This window comes from Flavobacterium sp. ACN6, from assembly GCF_002304005.1.
In the GTDB taxonomy this organism is placed as follows: Bacteria; Bacteroidota; Bacteroidia; order Flavobacteriales; family Flavobacteriaceae; genus Flavobacterium.
On the sequence record NZ_MRCQ01000002.1, the window covers coordinates 377,005 to 394,546 of the forward strand.

Genomic DNA, 17,542 nt, shown 5'->3' on the forward strand with positions numbered 1-17,542 from the left:
TATTTTTTATTAAAATTCAACATTAAAACCAAAAGAAATTAGTCTTGGCACCGGATAACGACCGTTATCAATTCCTGACATTAATGCATCTTGATTATAAGAACCTACCTCAGGATCATATCCTGTATATTTCGTAAAAGTGAATAAGTTTTGTCCAGAAGCATAAATTCTCAATCTTGTTAATTTGATTTTCGAAATAATATCCACTGGTAAAGAATATCCTAAAGTTACATTCTGAACTCTTAAATAAGAACCATTTTCAATCATGCGGGTAGAAACTGCATTATTAATATGATCGTAACTAGAAGGTGTTGGCAGAGAACCATCTAAATTATTAGCTGAGTAAAAATCAGCTGCTTCTGTTAAATAGTTCGTTCCTAAATTACTATTCATTGTTCCAGATGCGCGAGTTAAATTCATTAACTTATTTCCTGCAGTTCCTTGAAGAAAAATAGATAAATCGACATTTTTATATTTAAAGTTATTCGTAAAACCATAAGTAAATTTCGGATTTGGATTTCCAATATTCGTTAAATCACTTTGATCGATTTTACCATCATTATTTAAATCTTTATAAATAACATCTCCTTTTACAAAATTCGGCAACAATGAATTTGTTCCGTTTTTCAACACAACTCTGTTTCCTGCGCCATCAACGTGTCCGTATGTCAATAGATCTTCATCTGTTCTGTAAATCCCTACAGCCTCATATCCTAAAAACGAACCTATTGGCAGACCTTCTTGTGTTCTTGAAACACTAACAGTGTTGTAAGAAAGCGTACCTGTTGTTTTTATAATATTTAACCCAGCCATATCTGTTACTTTATTTTCATATTTAGTGAAGTTCAGACTAGAATCCCATGAGAAGTTTTCTGTGAATTTATTGCTGTAACCAAGCGTAACCTCAATACCTTTATTTTCCATGCTTCCAAGGTTAAAATACGGAGGATTTACACCACCTTCATAATCACCGCCTCCAGAAAGATAGTTTGGCAACGGAACTTGGTATAAGAAATTTTTAGACACTTTTTTATACACATCTATAGAAGCATTAAATTTAGATTGAAACAAATTAAAATCTAAACCTAAGTTCGTTTGATCCTGAGTTTCCCATTTCAAATCTTTGTTTGGAGTATTTGAAGGAAGATAAGAAGTTCCCATAGAACTCACCACTACGTGCAGATTAGAATCGTATAAATTATTCCCAATCTGATTGTTTCCTGTTTGTCCCCAGCCAAATCTCAATTTAATACCATCAATATACTTTTTTGTTCCTTCCATAAAAGATTCATTCGAAAGTTTCCAAGATCCACCAACAGAACTAAAAACGCCCCATTTATTTCCAATGAAAAATTTAGAAGAACCATCTGTTCTTATTGCGGCCGAAACACCATATTTATCTCCATAATCATAAACTACCCTTCCTAAATAAGAAGCTAAAGTTTGTGTTCCTGCATATGTACTTTTAAGTTCTGCTTTTGTCAAATCTGATCCCGCAAGGGTTTGATCACTATTATCTTTATAACCATTACCAATCATAGAATATCCTTCCCAGTGCGATCTATTAGATTCTTGTACTGCCAAAACTGTAAAACTATGTTTGTCTATAGTTTTTCTATAAGTAAGCATGTTTTTTAAGTTCCATGAATTACCAGACGACGGATTATAATAAAGGTTAGCAAAACTCTTTACAGCATTTCCTAAAGAATACATAGGATCAAATCGCTGTCCTAAATTGTCATAAATATATCCACCCGCTTCAAAACGGTATTCTAAACCTTTAAGAATATCTACTTGCGTATAAAAACTTCCAGAATAATTTTTTCTTACCAATGTATTAGAACCTAATAAAGAAGTTGCAACTGGATTAACAAATGAAAGACCACTTGTAGGACCAGCAAATGCGCCATCTAATTCTCTTACTGCCACATCTGGAGTAGCCAGTAAAGACGTACCTACAACACCATTAAATTGTCCGTTTAGTGTAAGTTTTTCATCTGTAATTGCCCCACTTACGTTAATACCAACTTTAATAAAACTATTTACTTTTGCATCAATATTAGCTCTTACATTGTATCTTTTGAAACCAGATTCGATAACAATACCTTCTTGATTTAAAAGACCTCCAGAGATATAATAGCTAATTCCTTCTTTTCCACCAGAAAAAGACAACTGATTAGAGGTCATAATTCCTGTTTCATAAATAGCATCCTGCCAGTCTGTACCTTTTCCTAAAAGTTCTGGATGAGCAAATTCTGGACGTTTTGACGAAGGATCATAAACATCTGATAGCGCATTTTGATGTGTTGCATATTGCTGCAAATCCATAGAATGCAGTTTCTTTGGCAAATTGCTAATAGAATAAGAATTTTCGAAAGATAATTTTCCTGTTCCTTTTTTACCAGATTTAGTAGTTACAATGATAACTCCATTCGCACCGCGAGAACCATAAATAGCAGTAGCAGAAGCGTCTTTTAAAATATCGATAGACTCAATGTCATTCGGGTTAATAAGCGCCAGCGGACTTACAGTAATGTTTCCGTTGTTAGAAAAGTTAGAATCTCCAGCAGCATTTCTTCCTGAAGTAGACGAATTTCTAGCATCTCCAGAAATAGGCACACCATCAATTACATACAAAGGTTCGTTTGTACCTGTTAAAGAAGAAACCCCTCTAATTTTTACCGATACATTACTCCCCGGTTCACCAGAGTTACTATTTACGACTACCCCCGCAGCTTTTCCCTGCATCATTTGATCAAATGAAGCCACTTTTAGATTTTCGATATCTTTTGAGCCAATACTAGAAATAGCACTATTAATATCTTTTCTCTTTTGAGTACCGTAACCAATTACAACTACATCTTTTAGATCTTCTGCATTTGATTTTAAAATTACATTAATAGTCGATTTACCATCTACGGCAACCTTCTGAGTAGTAAAGCCGATGAAAGAGAATAATAAAGTTGAATTTGCTGGAACATCGATAGAATATTTACCGTCAAAATCTGTGGAAACAGTTGCCTTAGAACCCGCAACTGATACATTTGCTCCCGGAATAGATAATCCCTTTTCATCAGATACCGTTCCTGAAACCTTTACCTGAGCCGTAACAAAATTACAGGTCAATAACAAAAATAATATCAGAGGAACTGCTGTGTGGTCAGCCTTCCAATGAATGAAGCTAGTCATTAGTTTTTTCATAATAAGTGTTTGGTTAGTTTAAATTTTTTATTGCTAATCTTAAGAGAGTAAAAAAAGCCTGGTATATTTTTTACTCTTAAAATATTTAACAAATCTATAACAGAGAGAATTATCAAATCGATAATATTATATCATTTAATGATAATATTTTTACTTTAAGCGTTTAAAAAAACACATATGAAAATAAAACCATGTAAATTTTAAATTATTCGCAATGACAATCCTCAAAATGAACCAAACACCAACATAAAAATCAAAAAAAACGCCAAAATCAAACGTTTTCGTTAAAAATAATATTTATAGGTGATAAAAAAGTATCACTACAAAATACGTTTCAAGCCAGAAAAATCTTCTCTGTATTGACTAGGCGTACAATTTTTTGTCGCTTTAAAACTGCGATTAAAATTGGCAATATTATTAAACCCAGATTTAAATGCAACCTCAGAAACACTCATATCCTTCTCTACAAGCCAGCGCGCCGCATAACCAATTCGGATATCATTTATATAATTAACAAACGTTTTACCAGTACGTTTTTTAATAAATCTATTAAAAGAAATAATAGACATACTCGCCACATTTGCAACATCCTCTAAAGTAATTTTTTCAGCAAAATGTTTCTGCACATATTCATAAACCAATTTCATTTTATCATAATCATCAAAAGTATCATAGTCAACTGTATAAGTCGAAAGAAGACGCTGATTTCTGGAATTGGCCAAATCATATAATAAGGAAGTAATTTCCAAAAAATAGTCCATGCCGTCTAATTTAGAAAGCTTTACAAGTCTTGGCGTTAATTCTTCAGCCGTTTTTTTTGAAAAAAGAATTCCATGAATCGATCTATTAAACATATCACGTATCGGATTCATAATTCGTCTGGACAATAAAGACTCATGAAATAAATCATTATGAAACTGAATTGTTATTTCATGAATTTTTTTACTTGTACATTTACTCAATTCCCAGCCGTGATATAAATTGGGACCAATCAAAACCAGCTCGACATTATCTATTTCCTCAATATTATCGCCAACAACTCTTTTTACACCTTTTCCATTTAAAATAAAATTGATCTCAAACTCTGGATGATAATGAACAGGAAAATCAAAACTATCTTTTACTCGATCGAAAACCAAAAAACTATCACTCGCAGCTAATGGCGCAATTTCTCTATAAAAATTTTTTGTCGTACCCATGTTGAAAATTATATCAGTAACTTAATATTTTGTTTTTTGACTGCAATAATATGATATATAATTGATAAAATAATATTAATTAGACGATATTCATCCGTTTATCTTTGAAAAAACAAATTATCATTTCTTTAAAAAGAACATTAATAATAAACATTAATCATTTTTAATTGAATAACTTTTTATAGTTTTAATAATTTTAACAATAATTTCGTAATGATTTTTCGAACAATAAAATAACATGTTTTTAAATCGTAATCTATTGTTTATTTTACTTTTAGCAAAAAACTAACTAACCATTTCGTAATGAAAAAATACATTTTAACGTTTTTAACCGTAACATTAATAAGCAGTTCTTGCTTCTCCAAAAAAAGTATGGATAATACTAATTTGTCACTTTCAGATAAAAAAGCAACCGCCGAAACTCAAGACTTGTATAAAAACCTCAATACATTGTCTAAAAAAGGTTTTCTATTTGGGCATCAAGACGATTTGGCATACGGTGTAAAATGGAAATACGAGAACGGCCGAAGCGACGTAAAAGATGCTGCTGGCGATTATCCCGCAGTTTATGGGTGGGATATTGCAGGTTTGGAAAAGGACAGCCCTAATAATATCGATGGCGTACCTTTTGCAAAAATGAAACAATATATTATTGAAGCCAATGCAAGAGGCGGTATTTCTACCGTGAGCTGGCATTTTGACAATCCAGCAACAGGGAAAGATGCTTGGGATCATACTCCAAATTCGTTAAAAACAATTTTACCAGGCGCAGAAAATCATAAAAAATTTACTTCTTGGTTAGATAAAGCAGCCACTTTCTTCTTATCTCTAAAAGATAAAAACGGCAAAAACATTCCGATCCTTTTTAGACCTTTTCATGAACTTACCGGCGGATGGTTTTGGTGGGGAAAAGGCAATTGTACTCCAGAAGAATTTAAAACAGCGTGGAAATTTACCTTCGATTATCTTCAAAAAAAAGGTGTTCACAATTTAATATATGTCTACAATACAGGCGGTTTTGGCAGTGAAGCAGATTTCTTAGCCAATTATCCTGGAGATGAATATGCAGATGTTTTAAGTTTTGACAGCTACCAAAACAGTAACGATCCAAACGGTGAGAAATTTATCAATGAAGTTCAAAAGCAGTTTAAAATCTTAAACGAAATTAATGCCAAAAAACATAAATTAATAGCTTTAGCAGAAGCTGGCTACGAAGCCGTTCCAGATCCAAAATGGTGGACAGGCACTTTATTGAAAGCTATTGGAGATTATAAAATTTCATATGTCTTACTATGGAGAAACCACGGCTGGCAGGAAAAAGAACAAAAAATGCATTATTACGCACCTTTCTCTGGACAAGTGAGTGAAAAAGATTTTGTCGATTTTTATAATCTGGATCAAACTATCTTTGAAAAAGACATTCCAAAAAAATTAAAATAACCCCCAAATAAATTACAATCTTTAAAAAAAATCTAATGCACGACAAAATTAGTTTAAAAGAAAAAATAGGTTACGGTCTTGGAGACGCTGCTTCATCTATGTTCTGGAAAATTTTCAGTATGTATTTGTTGTTTTTTTACACCGATGTTTTCGGATTAGCGCCTGCTGTAGTTGGAACCATGTTTTTAATTACCCGAATCTGGGATTCCTGCTTTGACCCTATTGTTGGAATTATAGCAGACAGGACCAAAAGTAAATGGGGAAAATTTAGACCGTATTTACTTTGGGTAGCAATTCCGTTTGCTGTGATTGGGGTTTTAACTTTTTATACTCCAGATTTTGACGAAAAAGGTAAAATCATTTATGCCTACGTTACGTATTCCTTAATGATGATGATTTATTCATTAATAAATGTTCCTTATGCATCTCTTTTGGGCGTAATGTCTTCTGATAGAAAAGAAAGAAATACACTTTCTTCTTACCGTATGGTTTTTGCTTTCGGCGGGAGTCTTTTGGCACTTTGGCTTATTGAACCTTTGGTAAATTATTTCGGCGGAAACTTAAATTCTAAAACAGGATGGCTGGCAACGATTGCCGTTTTTGGACTAATCACCACAGTATTTTTCTGGGCTTGTTTCTTATTCACAAAAGAAAGAATAAAACCAATTGCAGATGAGCAGAATAATTTAAAAGAAGATTTAAACGATCTTTTAAAAAATAAACCTTGGTGGATTTTATTGGGAGCAGGAATTGGAGCTTTAGTCTTTAATTCGATACGTGACGGAGCTGCGGTTTATTATTTCAAATATTATGTAAGCAGTGCCGTAAACTTTGATTTTTCGCTTTTTGGAACCGATTTTCATATGACGCCAACGTCAATCTATTTGGTTTTAGGGCAAGCAGCAAACATCATCGGAGTAATCATTGCAACACCAATTGCTAATAAAATTGGAAAAAAGAAAACCTTCTTTGGAGCAATGGCTTTGGCTGCAATTCTAAGTTTAGTTTTCTATTTATTTGGAAAAGAAGACATTTTATTAATTCTCATTTTCCAAGTTTTAATCAGTATTTGTGCAGGCTGTATTTTCCCATTAATCTGGTCGATGTACGCAGACAGTGCCGATTATTCAGAATGGAAACAAGGACGCAGAGCGACAGGTTTAGTTTTTTCTGCTTCCTCAATGTCGCAAAAATTTGGCTGGACAATTGGAGGCGCCGGAGCTGGATGGCTTTTAGGTTATTACGGTTTTCAGGCAAATGTAGAACAGACAGCAACAGCACAAAACGGAATTCAGTTAATGTTGAGTATACTTCCTGCAATAGCAGCGGCAATATCAGTAGCGTTTATTGCATTTTATCCATTATCTGAAGAAAAATTACAAATAATAGAACAGGATTTAAACCAAAAAAGAGATCAAAATCACTAAAAATAGTACGGATACAGAAACCAATTTATATGACAACGATAACATCTTCAGCCATTTTTCAAGAAAGAAAATCGGCATTAGAAAAAGAACATAAAGGACTTCTTGAACAAAAAAACGGACCACAAGAAGTGGCAGGAAACGGAATTTATGACCGTTACAAAAATCCTGTAGTAACAGCAGCGCACATTCCTTTAAACTGGCGTTTTGACTTTAACGAAAGTACAAATCCTTTTTTACAAGAACGAATCGGAATAAATGCCGCTTTCAACGCTGGCGCAATGAAATGGAACGGCAAATATTTATTGGCAGTTCGTGTAGAAGGAATCGACAGAAAATCATTTTTTGCCATTGCCGAAAGTCCAAACGGAGTGGATAATTTCAAGTTTTGGGATAAACCATGCGTGATTCCTCAAACCGAAGAACCAGATACAAATGTATACGACATGCGTTTGATCAACCACGAAGACGGTTATGTTTACGGTATTTTCTGTACAGAAAGAAAAGACCCGAAAGCTCCAAAAGGTGATACGAGTTCGGCTGTAGCCAATGCCGGAATTGTACGCTCCAAAGATCTGGTAAACTGGGAAAGACTTCCAGATTTAATTTCAAATACGGGACAACAGCGAAATGTAGTTTTACATCCTGAATTTGTAAACGGAAAATATGCTCTATACACACGTCCGCAAGATGGTTTTATTGATGTAGGAAGCGGCGGCGGAATTGGTTTAGGTTACGTGGAAGACATGACAAATCCTGTTGTAAAAGAAGAAAAAATCATTTTTGGCAAGCAATATCATACCATTTACGAATTGAAAAATGGTCTAGGCCCAGCTCCAATAAAAACTTCAAAAGGCTGGCTGCATTTAGCACACGGCGTTCGTAATACAGCTGCAGGATTGCGTTATACGCTATATATGTTTATGACCGATCTAAATGATATTTCGAAAGTAACACACGTTCCGGCGGGACATTTTATGGGACCAGAAGGAATCGAAAGAGTTGGTGATGTATCGAACGTTTTATTCTCAAACGGATGGATTGAAGATGAAAACGGAACTGTTTATGTGTATTACGCCTCATCAGACACCAGAATGCATGTTGCCGTTTCAACTGTTGAAAAACTTGTTGATTATGTAACCAATGCTCCAGCAGATACTTTTATTTCAGCAGGTTCTGTACAAACAATTATTGATCAAGTCGAAAGAAATAACGCAATTTAAGATATCGTGTCATTACAAAGAAAGCTATTAAAATCTGAGTTATCCGCAGAACTCGATTCCATTTTAAACTATTGGTCAGAACACACTGTTGACGATAAAAATGGTGGATTTGTCGGGCAAATCGATTTTGAAGATCATATTATTGGAAATGCAGAAAAAGGATCGGTTTTAAATGCACGGATCCTTTGGACTTTCTCTGCCAGTTATCAGACCACAAAAAACGAAAACCACAAAAAACTGGCAGCGCGAGCATTTGAATTTCTTTCTTCTAATTTTTATGACACTAAATTTGGAGGTCTTTTTTGGAGTATAAATGAGGATAAAACTCCAAAAGACACCAAAAATCAGATTTATGCATTGGCATTTGCGATTTATGGCTTATCTGAATATTATGCGATTTCAAAAGAAGAAAAAGCTTTAGAAATAGCTAAAAATTTATATTTCAAAATTCAGGAATACAGCTATGATCCTATAAACAAAGGATACTTTGAAGCTTTTACCAGAGATTGGCAGCCAATTGAAGATTTACGTCTGAGTGCAAAAGATGCCAACGAAAAGAAAACGATGAATACACATCTTCATATTATTGAAGGTTATGTGAATTTATATAAAGTTTGGAAAGACGAAAAACTGCTTAAAGATATTGTTGAATTATTAGAAACAATTGAAGAACATTTCATTAATACCGAAACAGGTCATTTACGATTGTTTTTTGATGAAAATTGGAACGAAAAGATCGATGTTATTTCATACGGACATGATATTGAAGCAGCCTGGCTTTTACAACAATGTGCTGAAATTTCAGGAAATGAAACGTTGATTGAAAATTATAAAAAACACGCTCTCCAAATTGCCGAAGCCACAAAAGAAGGTTTTGATTCTGACGGCGGATTATGGTATGAATTTGATCCAAAGAAAAATGAATTAATTGCCGAAAAACATTGGTGGCCACAGGCAGAAGCTTTAATTGGTTTTTACAATGCATATCAATTAACTGGAAAAGAAGAATATCTGGATATTGTTTACAAAAACTGGAAATTCATAAAAAAATATATGATCGACCAGCAAAACGGAGAATGGTATTGGGGAATTTACGACGATTATTCTGTAATGAAAAAAGATAAAGCCGGATTTTGGAAATGTCCCTATCATAACGGACGCGCCTGTCTTGAGTTGATGAGTAGAATTCAAGATTAATTTTAATCACTTTTAACGCTAATTTTTTCTAGCCAATGAAACAATTTTTACTTCTAAGTTTAGTATTTGTGATGACAACAATACATGCGCAAACGAATCTTATCAAAAACGGAGGTTTTGAATACGAATTTGTAAATTGGAGAGGCGAAGAAAATGGTGCGCTTTCTATTTACGATAAAAAATCTGGAAAAAATGCTGCGCTGATCAATCAATATACTGGTGCAGAATGGCGAGCTTTTGATCAAATTGCTATAATTCCCAGAAACACTTTTGCTGTGGAATGTGATGTCTGGATGAAAACAGATGGTGTTGAAATTCAGAAAGAAGAATACAAAGCTGCATCCATAATTTTAGAATTTTTAAATAGTGCCGAAAAACAAATAAGCACCGAAACAATTGCTGTTGCAAAAGGAACAACGAACTGGTTTAATTATAAAAAAGCACTAAAAGTTCCGGCTAATGCCAAAAAAATCAGGATAATGCTTGCCTTAGCCCAAACGAACGGCACCGTTTTTTTTGATGATGTAAAAATAACAACGCTTTCTGAAGAAGAATTTTCAAAGTTGAATAGTAATACAAAATAAACAAACCTAATAGGTTTTAAAAACCTGTTAAGTTTAGTCCTTAAAATATAAATTATGAAAAACAGATTTCTTAAAACTCTTTCTCTAGCCTTAATTTTTGCTGCAATTGCTTGTCAGGCGCAGGAAAAAATAACCGTAAAAGGAACGCAATTTTATAAAGGTGACAAACCGTATTCTTATATCGGAACCAATTATTGGTACGGAAGTTTATTGGCTTCTAAAAAAGTTGGTGACCGAAAAAGACTTTTGCGCGAACTGGATTTTATGAAGAAAAACGGAATCGATAATCTTCGTGTTTTAGTTGGTGCCGACGGAGGAAAATACGATTTTACCGTTCGTCCGGCTCTGCAGTATGAGCAGGGAAAATATGACGAAGATCTTTTGGATGGTTTGGATTTTTTGATCAGCGAAATGAGCAAACGTAATATGTATGCGGTTTTGTATTTAACGAATAACTGGGAATGGTCTGGCGGAATGTCGCAATATCTGGAATGGAACGGCAAAGGTGCGATTCCAGTTCCAAATATTGCTCCAAATACTTGGCCGCAATTTATGTCGTACACAGAACAATTTCACAGCTGTGAACCTTGTATCGAAGCTTTGAATAATCACGTAAAATTTATTATTGGAAGAACAAATGCATATTCTAAAAAGAAATACAACGAAGATAATACGATTATGTCGTGGCAGGTTGGAAATGAGCCAAGACTTTTTACGGTAGAAAATGAAGTTAAATTTACAAAATGGCTGAACAATATTGTCGATTTAATAGCCAGCTTAGACAAAAATCATTTGGTTTCTACAGGTTCTGAAGGAAAAAACAGTTCAAACGACAGCATGGAAATTTTCGAAAGAACGCACAAAAATCCGAATATCGATTATTTGACGATGCACATCTGGCCAAAAAACTGGAACTGGTTTAAAGCTGACAATGCTGAAGCTACTATGCCAAAAACAATCGAAAATGCAGGAAAATATATTGACGATCATATTAAGGTGGCTAATAACTTGAAAAGACCAATTATTATTGAAGAATTTGGCCTGCCAAGAGAAAATGAAAATTTAAATGCAGGCGCTTCTTCTGTATATCGCGATCAGTTTTACAGTTACATTTTTGGAAGAGTTTTAGAAAGTCATAAAAATGGCGGCCCGTTGCAAGCAGCAAATTTCTGGGGATACGGCGGTGAAGGAAAAGCAATTCATCCAGACGGAAAATGGAATCCTGGAGAACCTTTAACTACAGATCCTCCGCAAGAACCACAAGGTTTAAATTCTGTTTTTAATGGTGATAAATCGACTCTTGAAATTGTAAAAAAGTACAATTTAGAATTGAAGAAATAAAAAAATTATTCATCCCTGTTTTTTGTAGAGACGCACCGCAGTGCGTCTTATGCGTAACGAATATACGCAACGTAAACTGGGCGTAGACGCACAGCTGTGCGTCTCTACAGAATAACCAAAATCAAAACTTGATGAAAAAACACAACATGAAAAATACATTTATTCTTTTTTGTTTGGTATTCGTAAACCTCTGTTTTGCACAGAAAAAACAAGACTTTACAATGAATTCTCCATACGGAAAAATTCAAATTAAGATTTCGGTTACTGATAAAATCAGCTGGACAATCACACATGAAAACGATTTGATTTTGGCTCCATCAGAAATGGCTATGACTTTAGACGGAAATATTGTTTTAGGAAAAAACGCGGTTGTTTTAAATTCAAAAAAAGAAACTGTAAATAATTCGTTTGAAACCCCTTTGTACAAAAAGAAATCGGTTCAAAACCATTACAACCAATTGACTATTAATTTTAAAAATGACTTCAGTATTGAATATCGCGTTTTTGATGACGGCGCTGCGTACCGTTTTATAACAAAAAAGAAAAAGGATATCACGGTTAAAAATGAAGAAGTAGTTTTAAATTTTGATCAGGATTACAATACTTTAATGCCTTATGTTCGTGATTTAAGAAATCCGAAAGACCAATTTATTTCTTCTTTTGAGTCGCATTATGAAAACAAGAAAATAAGTGAGTTTTCTAAAGACACTTTAGCTTTTTTACCTTTTTTAATTGATTATAAAAACCACAAAAAAGCGGTTTTTCTGGAAGCTGATTTAGAAGATTATCCGGGATTGTTTGTCACCAATACTAAAAATAAAACGGGTTTTGAATCTCGCTTTTCTAAATATCCTCTTCAGGAAACCAACGGCGGATTTAATTACCTCAACAAATTGATTACAGAAAGAGCCGATTATTTGGTTAAAACAAAAGGTACCAGAACTTTTCCGTGGCGAGCAATTGTGATTTCTGAAAATGATGCTGCTTTGGCTAATAACGATATGGTCCAGAAATTGGCTTCTCCTTCAAAAATAAAAGATGTTTCTTGGATAAAACCAGGGAAAGTAGCTTGGGATTGGTGGAACGACTGGAATATTTATAATGTTGATTTTAAGGCTGGAATTAATACACAGACGTATAAATATTATATTGATTTCGCCTCAAAAAATAAAGTCGAATATGTAGTTTTAGATGAAGGCTGGAGTATTGAAACAGACATTATGAAACACAATCCGAATGTTGATTTGGAAACTTTAATCGCCTACGCGAAAGAACGAAACGTTGGTATTATTTTGTGGGCTTCGTGGATGGCTATACACGACAATACCGAAGATGTTTTTGCTAATTATGCCCAATTGGGAGTGAAAGGTTTTAAAGTGGATTTTATAGATCGTGACGATGCTAAAATGGTGAATTCGGTTTATGATATTGCACAAAAAGCAGCCAATCATAAATTGATTATTGATTTTCACGGTATGTACAAACCTACCGGAATTCAGCGAACGTATCCCAATATTTTAAATTTTGAAGGCGTAAAAGGATTAGAAAACAATAAATGGACAGCAAATGATGATGTTCCGCTTTACGATACTACAATTCCGTTTATCAGAATGATGGCAGGTCCGATGGATTACACGCCCGGTGCGATGCGAAATGCAGCAAAAAGCGAATTCAAACCAAGTCATTCTAATCCGATGAGTCAGGGAACAAGATGTCATCAATTGGCACTTTACACTATTTTTGAAGCGCCTTTGCAAATGATGGCCGACAGTCCGACAGCTTTTATGGCGGCACAAGAAAGCACCGATTTTATTGCTAAAGTTCCGACTACTTTTGATGAAACTAATGCTTTGGATGGTGAAGTTGGAAAATTTGTTTCTATTGCCAGAAGAAAGGGAACTATTTGGTATTTGGGCGCCATCACCAATTGGGATTCAAGAGACATTACAATTGACTTTTCTTTCCTTGAAAAAGGCAAAAAATTCCAAGCCGAGGTTTTCTTAGATGGTTTAAACGCAGACAAAGCCGCAACTGATTATAAAAAAGAAATCGTAACCGTTGATTCTACAACAAAATTGAAATATCGCTTGGCGAGCGGCGGTGGATTGGCGATGATTATAAAATAAAAAGATATATCCGTACTCTTTACGTTTCGAAACCCGACAGGTTTTAAAAACCTGTCGGGTTTAAAATATAAGGGGTAAAAAAATTATGCTAAAATCTTTTCAATCGCATTCAATTCATCATGCGAAAATTCAGTATTCTCCAAACAATCAATATTATTACACAATTGTTTTACCGAACTCGCACCAATTAAAACCGATGTAATTCGTTTGTCTTTTTGCAGCCAAGCCAAAGCCATTTGTGCCAAAGATTGGTTTCTATTCTGAGCAATTTCATTCAGCTGCATTAATTTCTGAATTCTTTCTGCCGTTACCTCATCTTCTTTCAAATGTCCGTTCGGATTATGCGCTCTGGAGTTTTCTGGAATTCCCTTTAAATATTTATCTGTTAAAAGTCCTTGTGCCAAAGGCGAAAAGGCGATACAGCCCACTCCTTTTTCTTCCAAAACATCTAACAAACCATTTTCTACCCAGCGTTCCAGCATTGAATATTTGGCTTGGTGAATCAAACACGGCGTTCCCAGTTGTTTCAAAACATCAACCGCAGCTCGAGTCTGCTCAGCCGAATAATTACTAATGCCGACATACAAAGCTTTGCCGCTTCTTACGGCGTAATCTAAAGCCTGCATGGTTTCTTCAATTGGCGTTTCGGGATCTGGGCGGTGTGAATAAAAAATATCGACATAATCGACTTTCATTCTCTTTAAACTCTGGTCTAAACTGGATAATAAGTATTTACGAGAACCCCAATCTCCATAAGGTCCATCCCACATGGTGTAGCCGGCTTTTGTCGAAATGATGATTTCATCACGCAGATTTCCCTGAAAATTATGCCAGAGAATTTTACCAAAATTAGTTTCTGCAGAACCCGGAACCGGCCCGTAATTATTGGCCAGATCAAAATGGGTGATTCCTTTATCAAAAGCCTCTACAGCAATACTTTCGGCATTATCAAAATTATCTACAGATCCGAAGTTATGCCATAATCCTAAAGAAATTTCAGGTAACAATAACCCGCTTTTTCCACATCTGTTATATTTCATTGTTTTAGTTTAAGGTTATAGTTTAATAGGTTTTAAAGGTAAAAAAAAGTAATAAATAAAGTTGCTTTTTTTTAATCTCGCAAAGGCGCAGTCCCGAGCCTTTGGGAGCAAAGTTATTTAAGTTTTAAAATGAATAGCGTCCAGCTTTAGCTGGATGGAGATATAAACGCAAACCAAAGGGCTTTAGCCAAACCTGTAAAGTTTGGCTAAAGCCCTTTTTTGATCCAATCGTATTCCCCTAGCTAAAGCTAGGGGCTATGCATAAATTATAAATCACCACGACCCAAGCGATAGCAAACTAGCGAAGCAATTCACAATTTTTTAAACAATCAATTCGTGAATTCGTGGCAAAAAAAACCTTTGCTTCTTTGAACCTCTGCAACTTTGCACCTCAAAAAAACCTATTCTTTTATCTCAAAACCACTTTCCAAACCTTTATCAGAGCTTCCTCCAACCATGATTTTAAAAGTTCCAGGTTCAACTAAATAATTCCCATCGTTGTCATAAAAACCAAGTTCCTTGTCAGTCAATGTAAAAGAAACAGTTTTAGTTTCTCCTTTCTTCAAATTCACCAATTCAAAGCCTTTTAATTCTTTTATTGGGCGAATGATACTTGCAAATTCATCATGAATATACAATTGCACAACTTCTTTTCCGTCGTAGTTTCCAGAGTTTGTAACGGCAATACTAACCTGAACTTTTTCTCCTTTTGCAAAAGCAGTTTTATTTATCTTCAAGTCTTTATAATCAAATTTGGTATAACTCAAACCAAAACCAAACGGAAACTGAGGCGTTTTTTCCACATCCATATAATGCGACCAAAAAACGTTTTTATCACTGTCAATTGGTCTTCCTGTACTGTATTTGTTATAATAAATCGGCACCTGACCCACATTTCTAGGAAATGACATAGGCAGTTTTCCACTTGGGTTATAATCACCGTATAAAACCTGTGCAACCGCATTTCCAGTCTGCGTTCCCAAATGCCAAGCCTCAACAATTGCTGGTACATTTCCTGCTGCCCACGGAATACTCAACGGACGACCGTTATTTAAAACCAAAACTACATTCGGATTCACTTTGTAAATTTCCTCTAATAATTCCTGCTGCAATCCTGGCAGATTCAGATCTGTTCTGCTTCTTCCCTCACCGCTTTGAAAACCGTATTCCCCTAAAACCATTACCACAACATCGGCATTTTTGGCTGCTTTTTTTGCTGCTTCAAATCCGCTTTTATCTGTAGTATTAAAAACTGTCTCAGTTAAAAACGTTGCTTTTTGTTTCAATAAATCAACTCCTTTTTCAAACGTCAGCTGATTGTCTTTGTATTGCTGCATTCCCTCTAAAACAGAAACCGCAGTATCATCAGAAGCCGCAATTCTCCAGCTTCCCAACGGACTGTTTTTATCATTTGCCAAAGCGCCAATCAAAGCAATTTTCTGTCCTGATTTTTTTAACGGCAATAAATTCTTTTCGTTTTTCAATAAAACGATTGATTTTTTCGCCATGTCCAAAACGCCTTCGTTGTTGGCTTTACTTCCCACAACTTCTTTTTCACGTTTTTCATCGCAATATCGGTACGGATCATCAAATAATCCTAACTCAAATTTTACACGAAGAATTCTACGAACAGCATCATCAACCAAAGCCTCTTTTACTTTTCCGGTTTTTACTAAATCAACCAATTTCGCAACATACAAATACGATTCCATATCCATATCAGAACCCGCAATTACCGCTTTTGCAGTGGCGTCGGCTTCGTCTTTTGCGTAACCGTGTGCAATCATTTCGCGAACCGAAGCATAATCAGAAATTACAAATCCGTCAAACTTCCATTTTCCTTTCAAAATATCTCTTTGTAAAAAAGCATTTCCAGTCGCAGGAACGCCATTTAGGGTATTAAACGAATTCATAAACGTACGAACTCCAGCTTCTACCGTTGCTTCAAAAGGCGGTAAAACCGAATTATACAATTTAGAATTACTGATATCTACAATATTATATTCCAATCCAGCCTCGACATAACCGTAAGCTGCAAAATGTTTTGCACAAGCCGCAATCGTATTTACTTTTTGAAGATCTGCAACAGTTTCTCCCTGAAAACCTTTTACTCGCGCATATCCCACTTTACTTCCTAAATACGGATCTTCACCCGCACCCTCCATCACACGTCCCCAGCGCGCATCATTTGCCACATCGACATTCGGGCCAAAAGTCCAGTTAATTCCAGATGCCGAAGCTTCATCAGCCGCAATAGCTGCCGACTTTTTAATCGCTTCCAAATCCCAGCTCGCAGCTTCTGCCAACGGAATCGGACTTAACGTTTTATAACCATGTATTACGTCAAACCCAATAATTAACGGAATTCCCAAACGCGTTTCTTCCACCGCAATTTTCTGTACGGCACGAACTTCTTTCACCCCGCGAACTGTCAGCATCGAACCAACTAGTCCTTTTCTTAAATGTTCGTATTTCAATTCAGCTGATCCGCCTTTTGGAGCCGGCCCCGTTACATCCCAAAAACCGTTGTATTGGTTCATCTGTCCTACCTTTTCTTCCAGCGTCATTAACGGTAAAAGCAAATCTATACGCTGCTCAACAGTTTTATTTTTATCCAGATACGGCTTTTTTTGTGCATTCATATTTCCAACAGTAAAAAGGGCAAAAACCCCAATAGTTATTATTTTTTTATTTTTCATATGTGTGGTTTAGTTAGTTTTTAAAAAAAAGATGCTAGCCCGAAGCTTCGGGACTGAGATACTAAGTT

The 17,542-nt window shown here is 35.1% G+C and carries 11 protein-coding genes; 7 read left to right on the forward strand and 4 right to left on the reverse strand.

The features are described 5' to 3' along the window. Positions 1 to 9: 9 nt before the first annotated feature. Positions 10 to 3,201 carry a TonB-dependent receptor gene (locus tag BSF42_RS04600; RefSeq protein WP_095951937.1) on the reverse strand — a complete coding sequence of 1,064 codons (3,192 nt, stop codon included), beginning with the start codon at positions 3,199 to 3,201 and terminating at the stop codon, positions 10 to 12. 320 nt (positions 3,202 to 3,521) lie between these two features. Beyond that, complete coding sequence (locus BSF42_RS04605) at positions 3,522 to 4,400, reverse strand: AraC family transcriptional regulator (RefSeq protein WP_095951938.1); 879 nt, start codon at positions 4,398 to 4,400, stop codon at positions 3,522 to 3,524. Between the two features lie 303 nt (positions 4,401 to 4,703). On the opposite strand from BSF42_RS04605, the gene BSF42_RS04610 reads away from it, so the two are divergent. From BSF42_RS04610 to BSF42_RS04640, 7 genes are all read left to right on the forward strand, one after another. Next, positions 4,704 to 5,840: a glycoside hydrolase family 26 protein gene (locus BSF42_RS04610; protein ID WP_095951939.1), complete on the forward strand. Its 1,137-nt coding sequence runs from the start codon at positions 4,704 to 4,706 to the stop codon at positions 5,838 to 5,840. A gap of 35 nt (positions 5,841 to 5,875) precedes the next feature. Further along, positions 5,876 to 7,267, forward strand: coding sequence for an MFS transporter (locus BSF42_RS04615; RefSeq protein WP_095951940.1), 1,392 nt, complete (start codon positions 5,876 to 5,878; stop codon positions 7,265 to 7,267). A 29-nt stretch (positions 7,268 to 7,296) separates the two neighbouring features. Further along, positions 7,297 to 8,487: a glycosidase gene (locus BSF42_RS04620; RefSeq protein ID WP_095951941.1), complete on the forward strand. Its 1,191-nt coding sequence runs from the start codon at positions 7,297 to 7,299 to the stop codon at positions 8,485 to 8,487. A gap of 6 nt (positions 8,488 to 8,493) precedes the next feature. Continuing rightward, complete coding sequence (locus tag BSF42_RS04625; RefSeq protein ID WP_095951942.1) at positions 8,494 to 9,684, forward strand: AGE family epimerase/isomerase; 1,191 nt, start codon at positions 8,494 to 8,496, stop codon at positions 9,682 to 9,684. A 35-nt stretch (positions 9,685 to 9,719) separates the two neighbouring features. After that, a complete protein-coding gene (locus tag BSF42_RS04630) occupies positions 9,720 to 10,268 on the forward strand; it encodes a hypothetical protein (protein ID WP_141248429.1) in 549 nt (182 codons plus the stop codon). A gap of 54 nt (positions 10,269 to 10,322) precedes the next feature. Next, positions 10,323 to 11,609, forward strand: a complete 1,287-nt coding sequence (locus tag BSF42_RS04635) for a cellulase family glycosylhydrolase (protein ID WP_095951944.1) — start codon at positions 10,323 to 10,325, stop codon at positions 11,607 to 11,609. Between the two features lie 131 nt (positions 11,610 to 11,740). Next, positions 11,741 to 13,735, forward strand: coding sequence for a glycoside hydrolase family 97 protein (locus BSF42_RS04640; RefSeq protein ID WP_253250978.1), 1,995 nt, complete (start codon positions 11,741 to 11,743; stop codon positions 13,733 to 13,735). An 83-nt stretch (positions 13,736 to 13,818) separates the two neighbouring features. Here BSF42_RS04640 and BSF42_RS04645 read toward each other — a convergent pair whose 3' ends face one another. Further along, the gene (locus BSF42_RS04645) at positions 13,819 to 14,775 is read right to left on the reverse strand and encodes an aldo/keto reductase (RefSeq protein WP_095951945.1); all 957 of its coding nucleotides are present in this window, start codon (positions 14,773 to 14,775) and stop codon (positions 13,819 to 13,821) included. A 401-nt stretch (positions 14,776 to 15,176) separates the two neighbouring features. Continuing rightward, the gene (gene bglX / locus BSF42_RS04650; protein ID WP_095951946.1) at positions 15,177 to 17,474 is read right to left on the reverse strand and encodes a beta-glucosidase BglX; all 2,298 of its coding nucleotides are present in this window, start codon (positions 17,472 to 17,474) and stop codon (positions 15,177 to 15,179) included. Between the last annotated feature and the right edge of the window lie 68 nt (positions 17,475 to 17,542).

Excerpts from the sequence above, each read along its gene's own strand:
- BSF42_RS04600 (WP_095951937.1), bottom strand. The coding sequence starts at position 3,201 with ATGAAAAAACTAATGACTAGCTTCATTCATTGGAAGGCTGACCACACA.
- BSF42_RS04605 (WP_095951938.1), bottom strand. The coding sequence starts at position 4,400 with ATGGGTACGACAAAAAATTTTTATAGAGAAATTGCGCCATTAGCTGCG.
- BSF42_RS04610 (WP_095951939.1), top strand. The coding sequence starts at position 4,704 with ATGAAAAAATACATTTTAACGTTTTTAACCGTAACATTAATAAGCAGT.
- BSF42_RS04615 (WP_095951940.1), top strand. The coding sequence starts at position 5,876 with ATGCACGACAAAATTAGTTTAAAAGAAAAAATAGGTTACGGTCTTGGA.
- BSF42_RS04620 (WP_095951941.1), top strand. The coding sequence starts at position 7,297 with ATGACAACGATAACATCTTCAGCCATTTTTCAAGAAAGAAAATCGGCA.
- BSF42_RS04630 (WP_141248429.1), top strand. The coding sequence starts at position 9,720 with ATGAAACAATTTTTACTTCTAAGTTTAGTATTTGTGATGACAACAATA.
- BSF42_RS04635 (WP_095951944.1), top strand. The coding sequence starts at position 10,323 with ATGAAAAACAGATTTCTTAAAACTCTTTCTCTAGCCTTAATTTTTGCT.
- BSF42_RS04640 (WP_253250978.1), top strand. The coding sequence starts at position 11,741 with ATGAAAAAACACAACATGAAAAATACATTTATTCTTTTTTGTTTGGTA.
- BSF42_RS04645 (WP_095951945.1), bottom strand. The coding sequence starts at position 14,775 with ATGAAATATAACAGATGTGGAAAAAGCGGGTTATTGTTACCTGAAATT.
- bglX (WP_095951946.1), bottom strand. The coding sequence starts at position 17,474 with ATGAAAAATAAAAAAATAATAACTATTGGGGTTTTTGCCCTTTTTACT.